Origin of the sequence: Streptomyces sp. NPDC021356 (assembly GCF_040641015.1) — a bacterium.
In the GTDB taxonomy this organism is placed as follows: Bacteria; Actinomycetota; Actinomycetes; order Streptomycetales; family Streptomycetaceae; genus Streptomyces.
In genome coordinates this window covers 124,673-137,756 of record NZ_JBFACU010000016.1, presented here as the reverse complement: position 1 = coordinate 137,756, position 13,084 = coordinate 124,673, and the positions used below count along the sequence as shown (strand labels likewise).

Genomic DNA, 13,084 nt, shown 5'->3' with positions numbered 1-13,084 from the left:
TGCGAGGCGGAGGTGTCGGGTGCGGGGCGGTGGCGGAAGTGGCGGGTGCGGGGCGGAGGTGGCGGGTGCGGAACCAGCCGGAAGTGGCGGGTGCGAGGCGGAGGTGTCGGGTGCGGGGCGGTGGCGGAAGTGGCGGGTGCGGGGCGGAAGTGGCGGGTGCGGAACCAGCCGGAAGTGGCGGGTGCGGGGCGGGGCGGAGGTGTCGGGTGCGGGCTCGTCGGTCGTGTTCACGGGCGGTCGGTGACGAGGCGGGAAGCCCTGTGGCTCAGCCGGTCCTGAACGTGTCGACGGCGACGTCGAAGTACTCCTTGGCCTCACGCACCTTGCCGACCGGCGCCGACAGCCACACGTCGTACATCCGCCCGTCCTGCTCCCAGCACAGGTCGTAGGTGTGCCGGGCGCCCTCCGCCGCACTGAAACCGTCCCACGTGAACTCCCAGAGGGCGGCGGGGTGTCCGTCGTGTGTGGTGGCGGTGACCTGCCCGTCGTGGTAGCCGGGGTTGGTGTGCGGGCCGGCGGCGTCCGCGCGCCGCATCACCGCGAGCGGGCCGCCGCCTTCCGGGGTGGCCGCCTTGACGCCGAGGCGGAAGGTCTCCCCCGGTGACAGGTAGAAGGTCCGCACGCCCTGCGGTGAGCGCGCGAAGCCGTCGGGTACGGCGACCGAGAAGCCGGCCGGGTCCTGCGCCAGGTGGTAGCCGGAGGGTGCGGTGGCGGCGTCGGCGACGCCCGTCGCGGGCCGGGTCCGGGCGGACGTGGAGGACGGGCGGGCCGACGCGGCCGGCGACCTGGGCGACGCGGTCGGCGACCGGGGCGACGCGGTCGGCGACCGGGGCGACGCCGAGGCGCCGGGGCCGCCCGACGTACCCGCCGGGGCCCCGCCCGAAGCGCTCGTGCCGCGCTCCGTGGCCGGGCTGCCCGGTGAACCTCCGCCGTGCGGACCGCCGTTCATCAGCAGCGCCGCCGCCGACACCCCCGCCCCGGCCATGGCGGCCACCAGCAGCGCGGCGATCAGCACCCCCCGGGTGGAGAAGCGGGCAGGCGGCTGCGGCCCGTCGGCGGCCGGGCCGGGCACCCCGCTCCCTGGGGCGGGCACCGCGCCCGCAGCGGCGGGCTGCGGCAGCGGCAGTTGCTGCGGCTGCGTAGGCGTCCGCCCTGACGGGGAGGGGCGGGCCGGGGCCCCCTCGGCGGGCCGGGTCCGAGCGCCCGGCCCGGCCGGCCGGGAGGACCGCGCGGACCGCCGGGGGCGCGGCGACCGGGACGCCCGGGGAGGCCGTGGCGCCGGGTGAGGCGACCGGAGCCCGCTGCGCCGCGTCGGCGCGGAACGGGCCGCCGGCCGGGGCGTACGACCCGAGTCGAGGAAGGCGCGCAGCATCCGCTCCGCCTCCGCCGCCTCCAGCCGCCGTTCCGGATCGCGTTCGAGGAGCCCCTGCACGACGGGGAGGATCGGCCCGGCCTGCGCGGGCGGCCGGATCTCGTCGAAGACGACCGCGTGCAGAATCCCGCCCAGCGAGTCGCGCCGGAAGGGCGAGGCGCCGCTCAGCGCCGTGCACAGCAGCGCACCGAGCGACCAGAGGTCGGCCTGCGGGCCCGCGCCCGCCCCGGACATCCGTTCGGGCGCGGTGTACTCCGGGGAGCCGACGAAGGCGCCGGTCTCGGTGAGCGTGGTGGCGCCCGCCACCTGGGCGATGCCGAAGTCGGTGAGGACGGCCCGGCCGGTGCCGGACTCCAGCAGGACGTTCGCCGGTTTGATGTCGCGGTGCAGCACCCCGGCGGAGTGCGCCGCGCGCAGCGCGCCCAGCAGAGCGATCCCGACGCGGGCGGCCTCGACGGCGTCCAGCGGCCCGTCCGTGGCGATCCGGCCGGCGAGCGAGCCGCCCTCGATCAACTCCATGACGATGTACGGCCGTCCGTCCTGTTCCACGATGTCGTGGACGACGATGACGTTCGGATGCCGCAACTGGGCGACCGCGCGCGCCTCCCGCAGCGTACGGTCGCGCAGGTGCCGGGCCTCGTCGTCGGACAGGGTCTCGTCGAAGGCGAGTTCCTTGACGGCGACGGCCCGGTCGAGCAACTGGTCACTCGCCCGCCACACCACTCCCATGCCCCCGCGCCCGATCCGCGCCACCAGGCGGTAACGGCCCGCGATCACACGGCAGTCGTCCCCCTCGGTCCCCATACGCCCCATCATGCCGCATCGGACGGTCCCCTTCCGGGGCACCGACCGGCCAAGAGGGGGGCCTGATCAGGCCTTCGTGTCCGGTCGGCGGGGTCAGGAGGTCCCGGGCCGCCAGCTCTGCAGCACCGACTTGAACTGTTTGCGCGTGGTCGCCCAGGACTCCTCGGGCGAGGACATGTAGATCGCGTACTCGACACCGTCGCGGGAGAAGTACGTCTCCTCGATGGCGTGCCGCGGGCCCGGGTAGGGCGTGTCCTTGGGCAGCGCCGTCCAGGTGTACTCCCACAGGGAGCCCGGGCGGTCGCGGAAGGTCTCGGCCCGCAGCGACACCCGGTGGTAGTCGACCAGGCGCTTCAACTGGGCTTCCAGGTCCATCTGGTGGTCCTGCGCGCTGCTGAACTGCGGCGAGTCCGAGACGGCGATGCGCACGAAGTGCTTGCCGCCGTCGGGCGTGTAGTCGACCTGGCGCAGCGCGCTGTTGGACACCACGCGCTGCCAGTTCGGACCGGGCAGGCCGATGCTGAAGCCGTACGGGTCCTTCACGCGCGTCCAGCCGGCCGGGAGGCTGTCCGCCGGGCCGGTCCTGCCGGACTTCCCCGTCGCCGTGGGGCGCGGCCGGGAGGACTCCGGGGGAGGCGCGGCCGTGGAGGCGGAGGTGCCGGAACCCTGGCCGGTGCCCGGCCCCCACTTCTGCAACGCCACCGCGGTGCCGCCGCCGACGACCGCGGCGAGGACCACCACGAGGGCGACGTTGCGCAGCCGGCGGCGCCGGGACGGCACGCCGCCGCCCGTACCCTGCGCGGCCCCGACGGTGGTCGGCCCGGTCGTCGGGTGGTGCGGCGCCCCGGCCGGGGCGGGGGCCTGGCCGTGCGCGGCGGTGGTGCCCGGGCCGTAGGGCGCGGTACCGCCGCCCGGTGTCGTGCCGGGGTGCGTGCCGTTCCCGAAGGGGGCGCCCGCGAACTGGCCGCCGGCCGTCGCGGGGTGGCCGCTCACGCCGTGCTGCCCGGCCGTCCCGTACTGCCCGGCGGCCGTCCCGTGCTGCCCGGTCGTCCCCTGCTGCCCGGAGGCGGTGCCGAACGGCCCGGTAGTGCCGTGCTGCCCGGTCGTGCCCTGCTGCCCGGAGGCGGTGCCGAACGGCCCGGTAGTGCCGTGCTGCCCGGTCGTGCCCTGCTGCCCGGTCGTCCCGTGCTGCGCAGAGCCCGTACCGAACGGCCCGGTCGTCCCGTGCTGCCCGGTCGTGCCGTCCTGTCCGGTCGTCCCGTGCGACCCCGTCCCCGGCTGGTAGGCGGTCTGCTGGGAGGTCGGGACGTACGCCTGCGCGTGGCTCGGCCGCCGCCCCTCCGCGGCCTCGGCGAGCATCTGCTCGGCCGCCGTCGCGTCCGGGCGCGCGGCCGGGTCCTTGCGCAGGAGTGCGGAGATGACCGGCGTGAGCGGGCCGGCGTGGGCCGTCTCGCGGGGTTCCTCGTCGACGACCGCCTGCATGGTGGTCAGCGGGGAGGTGCGCCGGAACGGCGACAGGCCCTCCACCGCCGTGTACAGCGTGGCGCCCAGCGCCCACAGGTCGGAGGCCGGGCCCGGGTCGTGGCCGCGGACCCGCTCGGGGGCGAGGTAGTCGACCGACCCGACGACCTCGCCGGTGCGGGTGATGGTCGTGTCGCCCTCGATCTGGGCGATGCCGAAGTCGGTGAGCAGGACCCGGCCGTCCTGGGAGAGCAGGACGTTGCCGGGCTTGACGTCACGGTGCAGGACCCCGGCCGCGTGCGCGGCGCACAGGGCGCGCAGCACCCACAGCCCGACACGGGCGGCCTCGGCCGGTTCCAGCCTGCCCTGCTCCTTGACCGCGTCCGCCAGCGACTGGCCCTCGACCAGTTCCATCACGATCCACGGACGGCCGTCGTGTTCGAGCACGTCGTGCACGGTGACCACGGCGGAGTGGTTGATCCGTGCCGCCGCGCGTGCCTCGGCCCGGGTGCGTGCCAGGAGGACCGCCTGGTCGCTCTCCGAGACGTAGAGCGCGGCGGTCAACTCCTTTATCGCCACGGCCCGGTGCAGCACCTCGTCGTGCGCGCGCCAGACCCGGCCCATGCCGCCGCTGCCGATGGAGTCGGCGAGCCGGTAGCGTCCGGCGAGCAGCTGGCCCTGCATCTGATTCACGTTTCCCCGCAATGTTCTTGACAGGGCCAGCGTAGGGACCGGTCCTCCGGCAGGGAACCGGTGGGGGTACCAAGAAACCGCACTGTGACAGTTGTCGCTTCCCGAGGTTGACGGGAATCAGCCGGACTGCTGGGGTTCACCCGGTGTACCGGTACGTGGCCGACGCCTGTTCGTACAACTTGCTCACCTGGTCCCGCTGGGACTCCGGGCCCCGCACCTGCACGACGTGGTAGCGGCCGTCGAGGAGCAGGGCGAGGTTGCGCACGAACAGCTGCCGCCCGCCCGCGCCGCTCCAGGTGAACTGCCCCTCGGCCATGGTCTTCCCGCCCACCTGGATGGTCCGCATCCCGGACGAGGTGGCCCAGCTGGAGTCGCGGTACCCCTGGAGTTCGCGTTCCGTCTCCCGCTGGTAGGCCATCGGGTCGCTGCCGAACCGGGCCGCACTGTCCCGTCCCGGCACCACGATCAGTTCGAAGTCGCCGTGGGAGTACACCACCTGGCCCAGGCTGTTCTTCGGGGTACGGCTCCAGCCGCCGGCGACGGCTATCCGGAAGCCGGCGGGGTCCTTGCGCAGCGTGAAACCGCGGGGCACGCCGGCGCCGGTCGTCTGTGTCTCGGCCGAACCCGCCGACCCCGAGGGGTTGCTGCCGCTGTCCGCGGTGCTCCCGCCGCTCCCGGGTGCGCCGCTCGCGTCCGAGCCGCCCGAGGACTTGGGGGCCGGGCTCGCCCCGCCCGCGGCAGCCGTGCGCTCGCCGCCGGGCGTGCCGCCGTTCCCGGACCGGTCGGTCTTCGGCATGAACAGCATCGCGTACGCCACCGCCGCGGCCAGCAGGACCAGCACCAGCACAAGCAGCAACCGTCCCAGGCTGCGCGGCGAACGCGCCTCCTGACCGGCCCGCTTGTGCCGCCCGTGGTGGGCGGGCAGCCCGGCCCGCCGCCTGCGCACCAGCTCGCCGCGGCGCCGCACGATCGGCAGCCGGGCCGGGTCGGCGGGCGGCGCGGACACGACGTGCGCCCCGGCCTCCGGCTCGGGCGCGGAACGCACCAGCGAGCGCAGCCAACCGCCCAGTTCCTCGAAGTCGAGCCGTTCGGTCGGGTCCTGACGCAGCAGCGACTCCACCACCGGACGGAGCGCACCGCACTCCTCCGCGAAGGCGGGCGGCTCGGCGCACACCATCTGCACCAGTTCGGCGGTCGACTCCTCCGGATAGGGAGCATGCCCCTGTACGGCCCGGAAGAGCAGCGCGCCCAGCGCCCACAGGTCGGTGGCGGGGCCGATCGGCGCGGCCAGCTGCCAGTTCGCGTGCACCGGCCCGGCCTGCTCGGGCGCCCAGCGCTCGGTCACCGGGCCCACCACGGTCATCCGCGCCTGCCGCGCCCGCTCGGCGGCCAGCGCCGTCCCGGGCCCGCGCCGCACGGCCGCGCCCGCGGGGGGAGCGTCCCAGGGGGCGGCGGGGTGCGGCTCCAAGGAACCCTCGGCACCGTCGGGGCCGGCCGGCGGGAGGGCCGTACGCCCCTGGTCACCGCCCTCGGTGCGCCACCCGTCCTCGGTGCGCCCGGCCCCTTCGGGGTGCGCCGCGCCGCCGGGGGCGCCGGGGCGCCCGGCGCCGCCGGGGTGCTCGGCGGGCGCGGGGGTGCCGCCGGGGGCCTGCCGTTGCGCGAGACCGTTCCAGGAGGCGCGCACGCCATAGGGGTCGGCGATCTGGCCGGGTGGTGCGTCGCGGCCCTCGTCCTCGGCGGGCGGCCGGGCGCCGGGCAGGGCGGCCCGTGTGCTCTGCTGCGCCTCCTGCACGCGGGCCGCCGCCCGCGCGCCCGCGCGGTACGCGGCGATGGCCCCGGCGCGCGCCGCCCGGATGTCGTCCCCGGTCTCCGGCGTACGCCGGACGAGCGCTCCCGCGGCTCCCGCCGCCCCCGCGCCGCTCGCCGTCCCGCCGCCGGGCAGCGGCAGCGCACCGGCCGCCCGCGCCTCGATCGCGGCCCGCCGCGCCGCTTCGGGATCCGCGGCGGCGGAACCCGCCCCTCCCGCCGGTCCACCGGGCCCCGTCCCTCCCGCCGGTCCGCCGGACCCCGCCGCGCCCGCCGCCCCGGGGCCGCCGGGCCGGGCTCCTTGCGCGCGCCCGCCCGCACCGCCGCCACCGCCGAACCCGGCCGCGCCGCCCGCGCCGCCGCCGAACCCTCCCGTACGGCCTGCACCACCCGGGCCGCCGGCACTGCCCCTGCCGCCCCCGGGCCCGCCGCTGCCGTACGGGTCCCCGGGCGGCTCGCGGTACGGCTCTGCGTAGGGGGCCGCCGCACCGGCCGCTGGCTCCCCCTGGCCGTCCTCCCCGTCTTCCCCGTCCGGCGCGGGAACCGGGTCGTACCCGCACAGCGCCTCCTGGGCCGCGCCGACCGCGAGACCGGTCAGCATCACCCGGCCGTCGTCGCAGACCATCACGGTGCGGGCGGTGATGTTGCGGTGCACCCAGCCGTGCCCGTGCAGGACCCGCAGTGCCATGAGTATGTCGGAGGCGACCTCGGCCGCGCGGTAGGGCGTCAGCGGCCGGTCGGCCAGGAGGGCCGCCAGCGGCCGGGCGGCGACCAGCTCACTGGCGATCCACAGCGAGCCGCCCTCCGCGAACACGTCGAAGACCTGGTCGAGCCGCGGGTGGTCGGGGATCCGCGCCGCGGCCTGCGCGGCCTCGACCGCCCGCCGTACCGCCGGATCGGCGGGCCGCCGCGTGGCCCCGGACTCCGCACGGGGGGTGTGCGCCGGGGGCAGACCGCGTCCCGTGCGCCCCCCGGGCCCCCGGAAGGCGCTGTCGCGCGCCGTGAATCCGTCGGGCAGCCCGTCCGCGTCGAGCACCTCGGCCTCGACCACCTCGGGCAACGGCACCTGGCGGAGCAGCACTTCCTGCCCGCTGTAGGTGTCGAAGGCCCGGGTCTCGGTGAGTTCGTACTCGTCGGACGGAGGCACCGGCAGGCGGTAGCGGTCGGCGAGTACCCGGCCCGCGTAGTCGTCCACGTTGCCTCCCCCGGCCGCACGTTCGGTCAAATGCGTTCGCCACGCGTCCCGTTCCCGATGCTCACGGTCCGCAACCACTCACGATACGTGCCGGAGGCAACCCGCAAGAGGGGAAGCCGGATCTCACTTGGGTTCGAACGTCTTCGTCAGCGTCCGCCACGTGTCCCGGCGCAGGTCGCTGTCCCACTTGTCGGCCTTCGCCGTGTACATCAGGGCGTAACCGAGGTGGTCGTCGACCACGAACCCGCGGTCCACCGTGCGGTACTTCGTGCCGCCCTCGGTGTAGGTGAACTCCCAGTCGGCGGCGTTCCACCCCCGGTAGCCCACCTTCTCGATACGGATGCGGTGGTACTCGGAGCGCACCATGTAGCCCTCCTGGTTCTTCCAGTCGGCCACGGGGTCGTCCTTGGGCGCCGACGTCCAGGCGACGAGCAGCTTCTGCCCGTCGGGGCCGGTGAACCGGGCGCCCGAGGAGCCGGTGGTCGTGTACTTCCAGCCCTTGGGCAGCCCGATGGAGAAGCCCTGGTCGCCCTTGTACGTCGTGGTCGCGCCGTCGCCGCCGGAGCCGTGACCGGAGCTTGACGCGGAGCCGCTGCCGGAGGCGTCGCCGCCCGGCGTGCCGGCGCCGTCGCCCGCCGCGGGCGAACCGCCGGCGTCCGTCGCCGCACCGGTCTGCTTGCCGTCCGTGCCCTTGGCGCTGCCCTTGCCCTGCCCGGCCGTCGTGCTCCCGGTGGCCGCGGCGCCGGCCGACGTACCCGCGCCGCCGCTCCGGTCGCCCTTGGAGCCCTTGTCGTCGCCGCTGAAGGCGATGGTCAGCACGGTGCCGATCACCGCGAGCACCACCACCACGGCGATGATCACCAGGGTCCGCTTCGGCACCACGTCGGTGATCGGCGCCCTGGGCACCGGGCGCGGGGGCAGGTCCAGGTCCGGCGGCGGCACCACGGGCCAGCCGCCACCGGAGCGCCCGGCCTGGGCGCCACCCGCCGTGCCGCCGGTCCCGCTGCCGCTCCCCCCGCCGGTCCCGCTCCCGCCGGCGCTCGCACTGCCCGCGGTCTTCCCGGCCGTCGCTCCGGAGGCGCCGGCCGTACCGGAACCACCGGCGGTCCGGGCGGTCGCCGTGCCACCGGCCGCACGGTCCGTGGGACCGGACGCCGAGTCCGCCGTGCCGGTGCCGCCCGCCGCCTGCTTGGTGCGGGACGCGGCGGCCGAGGTCGCCGTCCCGGCCGCCTTGCGCACGGACCGCAGCGCACCGCGCAGCCGATCGGCCGCCTCCTCGCCGCGCTTGCCCCCCGCCCCGGCACCGGAACCGGAAGGGGACTTCGAAGCGGAGGCGGAACCGGAGTCGGTGCCCGCGGCCCCCCGCGAACCGGCGCCGGTCTTCTTCGACGAGCCCTTGCCCGAGCGCCGGTCCGGCTGCGCGGGCAGGGGTACGACCTTGGTGGCGTCCGCCGGGGGCTCCGGCTCCGCCGCCCCGCGCTCGGGCGCGTTGATGACGGCGTCGAGCAGGGCACGGGCGCCCGCGTCGTCGAGCCGCTTGGCCGGGTCCTTGTTGAGCAGGCCGAAGATGACGTCCCGCAGGGGCCCCGCGTTCTTGGGTTCCTCCAGCGGCTCGGTCATCACCGCGGTCAGCGTGGCGATGGCCGAACCCCTGTCGTACGGCGGCGAACCCTCGACCGCCGCGTACAGCAGGCCGCCGAGCGACCACAGGTCGGCCGCCGGGCCGGGCTTGTGGCCGCGGGCCCGCTCCGGGGAGATGTAGGAGGGCGCGCCGACGAGCATGCCGGTCGAGGTGATGGAGGGGTCGCCCTCGACCTGGGCGATGCCGAAGTCGGTGAGCACGACACGGCCGTCCTCGGCGATGAGCACGTTGGACGGTTTCACGTCGCGGTGCAGGATGCCCTGGCGGTGCGCGGAACGCAGCACGTCCAGGACGGCGAGCCCGACCTCCGCGGCCCGTCGCGGCTCCAGCACGCCGTCCTCACGGATCACTTCGGCCAGGGACTTGCCCTCGACCAGTTCCATGACGATCCACGGCCGGTCGTCCTCGTCGACCACGTCGAAGACGGTCACGGCGCTGGTGTCGCGGATGCGCGCGATGGCCTTGGCCTCGCGCAGCGTCCGGGTGATCAGGCGCCGCTTCTCCTCCTCGTCGATGTTCGTCGGGAACCGCAGTTCCTTGACGGCGACCGTCCGCCCCAGGGTCTCGTCCTCGGCCCGCCACACCGTGCCCATGCCGCCGCGGCCGAGCACGTCTCCCAGCCGGTACCGCCCGGCGAGAAGACGCTCGCTGTTGTCCTGACGAGTGTCCTGACGGGATGCCCCCGCCCGCTCCGCCTCCGACATGCGTCCCCTCATGCAACCCGCCCTGACAGAGGCTCCATTGTCCCTCACCCGACAAGTGCTCGACGCCCAGGGTGCCCTCTGCGGACACCCCGGGGCGCCGCGGGTCCACGCTGAACAGCGCGTACGGCACAGGGTGATGACGCCCGGTGACCAAACCCCTCTCCGTCGCCCCTTCTCTCCCGTTTCCCCCCTTCTGCTACAGCGGCACGATGTCCGGTGCCCCCAGTCGCGCCGCGTCCGCCGTCAGGTCGTCGGGCTGGCGCTGCGACTCCCGTTCCGCCTCGACCCGCTTCTCGTAGTGCTCGACCTCCCGGGCGATCTGGTCCTGGTCCCAGCCCAGGACCGGCGCCATCAGTTCGGCGGCCTCGCGTGCGCTGCGCGTGCCCCGGTCGAAGGTCTCGATGGATATGCGGGTGCGCCGGGTCAGGACGTCGTCCAGGTGGCGGGCGCCCTCGTGGGAGGCGGCGTAGACGACCTCGGCGCGCAGGTAGTCGTCGGCGGCCTTCAGCGGCGCGCCGAAGGAGGGGTCCTCGGCGATGAGGTCGAGGACTTCCTGCGCCGCCGCCCCGTACCGGTTCAGCAGGTGCTCGACGCGCACCACGTGGATCCCGGTCTCGGCGGCGATGCGCGCCCGCGCGTTCCACAGCGCGTGGTAGCCCTCCGCGCCGAACAGCGGGGTCTCCTCGGTGACGCAGTCGGCGACGCGCATGTCGAGGCCGTGCACCGCCTCGTCCACGGCGTCCTTGGCCATCACCCGGTAGGTGGTGTACTTGCCGCCCGCCACGACCACGAGCCCCGGCACCGGATGCGCCACGGTGTGCTCGCGCGAGAGCTTGCTGGTGGCGTCGGACTCGCCGGCCAGCAGGGGCCGCAGGCCCGCGTAGACGCCCTCCACGTCGTCGCGGGTGAGCGGTACCGCGAGCACCGAGTTGACGTGCTCCAGCAGGTAGTCGATGTCGGCGCTGGAGGCGGCCGGGTGGGCCTTGTCGAGGTCCCAGTCGGTGTCGGTGGTGCCGATGATCCAGTGCCGCCCCCAGGGGATGACGAACAGGACGGACTTCTCGGTGCGCAGGATCAGGCCGGTGGAGGAGTTGATGCGGTCCTTGGGCACGACCAGGTGGATGCCCTTGGAGGCTCGGACGTGGAACTGGCCGCGCTGGCCCACCATCGCCTGCGTGTCGTCCGTCCACACCCCGGTCGCGTTGACGATCTGCTGGGCGCGGACCTCGTACTCGCCGCCGCCCTCGACGTCCTGCACCCGCGCTCCGACCACCCGCTCGCCCTCGCGCAGGAACCCGGTGACCCGCGCGCGGTTGGCGGCCGAAGCGCCGTAGGAGACCGCCGTGCGCACCAGGGTCGCCACGAAGCGGGCGTCGTCCATCTGTGCGTCGTAGTACTGCAGGGCGCCGACCAGGGCGTCCTTCTTCAGGCAGGGGGCCACACGCAGGGCGTGACGGTGACTCAGGTGACGGTGCACGGGCAGTCCGCGGCCGTGTCCGCGGGCCATCGACATGCCGTCGTAGAGCGCGACGCCCGAGCCCGCGTACAGCCGCTCCCAGCCGGTGTGCTGGAGCGGGTACAGGAACGGCACCGGCTTGACCAGGTGCGGAGCGAGCCGTTCGAGCAGCAGGCCGCGTTCCTTCAGCGCCTCCCGTACGAGGGCGAAGTCGAGCATCTCCAGATACCGCAGCCCGCCGTGTATCAGCTTGCTGGACCGGCTGGACGTGCCGGACGCCCAGTCGCGCGCCTCGACGATGCCGGTGGACAGACCGCGCGTGACGGCGTCCAGGGCCGTGCCCGCGCCCACCACGCCGCCACCCACGACCAGAATGTCCAGCTCACGCTCGGCCATTGCCGCCAGTGACGCGGCGCGCTGCGCCGGCCCCAGTGTCGCTGTCCTCACTGCTGCCTCCCGCTCTCGGTCGAGCCGGCCGCACCCGTCGGGCGAAGCCCCGTCCCATACGTCTCCGGTACCCCTCGCGTTCTCCCCTGACCAGATTCTGACCGGGTTGCCCGTCTTCAGCCACCAGTCGCCCCCAGCCTGTGGACAACTCCCATCGGTTCACCGAGAAACACGCTGGTCAATCCCGCAAAACGGTCATATTTACTCCTAGTCTGACATTGCTCTCGCTCGTCCTGTCCACAGGACTTGCGTGCCCGCACCACCTCGGTTATTGGGAAGGACGGCCCACGCCATGCCCGCAGATCTCGCCGTCATCGGACTCGGTCCTCTCGGCCTGCCCCTGGCCCAGGCCGCCGTCGCCGCCGGTGTCCCCACACTCGGGTACCGCACCGGGGAGGAACCCGGCTCGCTCAGCGCCGCCGAACTGCGCCGGATGCTCTCGGGGGGCTTCCGGCCGGCCACCAACCCCGCCGAACTGGGCCGGGTCCGCACCGCCGTGATCTGCGCGCCCACCCCGCGCGGCGCCGACGGCGGCTTCGACCTGGGACAGGTGGAGACCGCCGCCCGCGCCCTGGCCGAACACCTGCGCCCGCACACCACGGTCATCCTGGAGTCCCCCGTCCACCCCGGGACCACGGACGCCTTCCTGCGCCCGCTCCTGGAGGAGGGCTCCGGTCTCCTGGCGGGCCGCGACTTCCACCTCGCCTACTCCCCCAGCCGCGTCGACCCCGGCAACCGCGACATCACCCCGGCCAACACGCCGAAGGTGATCGGCGGCCTCACCCCGGCCTGCACCGAGTCGGCCGCCGCCTTCTACGGCCGCCTCACCGACAAGGTGGTCCGCGCGCGCGGCCTCAGGGAGGCGGAGACCGTCCACCTGCTGGAGACCAACTACCGGCACGTCAACATCGCCCTCGTCAACGAGATGGCCGTGCTCTGCCACGACCTCGGCGTCGACCTGTGGGACGTGGTCCGCTGCGCCGAGACCAAGCCGTTCGGCTTCCAGGCCTTCCGCCCCGGCCCCGGCGTCGGCGGCCCCGGCCTCCCCCAGGACATGTCCGGCCCGGCCGGCCGCGGCCTGCGCATGGTGGAACTCGCCCAGCGGGTCAACAGCCGCATGCCCCGCTATGTCGTCCAGCGCGCCGCCGCCCTCCTCAACGAGCACGGCAAGTCGGCGCGCGGCGCCCGCGTCCTCCTCCTGGGCGTCACCTACAAGCCCGACCTCGCCGACCTCCAGGGCACCCCCGCCGAGGAGATCGCCGACCGCCTGACGGGCCTCGGCGCCTGTCTCAGCTACCACGACCCGTACGTGCCCGCCTGGAGCGTCCAGGACCGCCCCGTGCCGCGCGCGGACGCCCTCTACGAAGCGGTGGCCGACGCCGACCTGACGATCCTGCTCCAGCACCACAGGACGTACGACCTGCAAGGCCTGTCGGTGAAGGCCCAGCTGCTCCTGGACACCCGCGGGGCGGCCCCGCTGGGGGCGGCGCACCGGTTGTGAAAG

6 protein-coding genes are annotated in these 13,084 nt (G+C 75.0%); 1 reads left to right on the top strand and 5 read right to left on the bottom strand.

The genetic code is table 11. From position 1 onward, the window contains the following. Positions 1-265 precede the first annotated feature (265 nt). The 5 genes from AB0G56_RS22855 to AB0G56_RS22835 form a co-directional block, all read right to left on the bottom strand. On the bottom strand, positions 266-2,176 hold the full coding sequence (locus tag AB0G56_RS22855; RefSeq protein ID WP_360972110.1) for a protein kinase: 1,911 nt from the start codon (positions 2,174-2,176) through the stop codon (positions 266-268). A 93-nt stretch (positions 2,177-2,269) separates the two neighbouring features. After that, on the bottom strand, positions 2,270-4,321 hold the full coding sequence (locus AB0G56_RS22850; protein WP_360972253.1) for a protein kinase: 2,052 nt from the start codon (positions 4,319-4,321) through the stop codon (positions 2,270-2,272). A gap of 145 nt (positions 4,322-4,466) precedes the next feature. Next, on the bottom strand, positions 4,467-7,331 hold the full coding sequence (locus AB0G56_RS22845; RefSeq protein ID WP_360972108.1) for a protein kinase: 2,865 nt from the start codon (positions 7,329-7,331) through the stop codon (positions 4,467-4,469). A gap of 123 nt (positions 7,332-7,454) precedes the next feature. Further along, positions 7,455-9,677 carry a serine/threonine-protein kinase gene (locus AB0G56_RS22840; RefSeq protein ID WP_360972106.1) on the bottom strand — a complete coding sequence of 741 codons (2,223 nt, stop codon included), beginning with the start codon at positions 9,675-9,677 and terminating at the stop codon, positions 7,455-7,457. A 196-nt stretch (positions 9,678-9,873) separates the two neighbouring features. Then, on the bottom strand, positions 9,874-11,580 hold the full coding sequence (locus AB0G56_RS22835; protein ID WP_360972104.1) for a glycerol-3-phosphate dehydrogenase/oxidase: 1,707 nt from the start codon (positions 11,578-11,580) through the stop codon (positions 9,874-9,876). A 292-nt stretch (positions 11,581-11,872) separates the two neighbouring features. On the opposite strand from AB0G56_RS22835, the gene AB0G56_RS22830 reads away from it, so the two are divergent. Then, on the top strand, positions 11,873-13,081 hold the full coding sequence (locus AB0G56_RS22830; RefSeq protein WP_360972102.1) for a nucleotide sugar dehydrogenase: 1,209 nt from the start codon (positions 11,873-11,875) through the stop codon (positions 13,079-13,081). Positions 13,082-13,084: the final 3 nt, after the last annotated feature.

What these genes read in the sequence shown, in the direction of transcription:
- AB0G56_RS22830 (WP_360972102.1), top strand. Translation starts at nt 11,873, where the DNA reads ATGCCCGCAGATCTCGCCGTCATCGGACTCGGTCCTCTCGGCCTGCCC.
- AB0G56_RS22855 (WP_360972110.1), bottom strand. Translation starts at nt 2,176, where the DNA reads ATGGGGACCGAGGGGGACGACTGCCGTGTGATCGCGGGCCGTTACCGC.
- AB0G56_RS22840 (WP_360972106.1), bottom strand. Translation starts at nt 9,677, where the DNA reads ATGTCGGAGGCGGAGCGGGCGGGGGCATCCCGTCAGGACACTCGTCAG.
- AB0G56_RS22850 (WP_360972253.1), bottom strand. Translation starts at nt 4,321, where the DNA reads ATGCAGGGCCAGCTGCTCGCCGGACGCTACCGGCTCGCCGACTCCATC.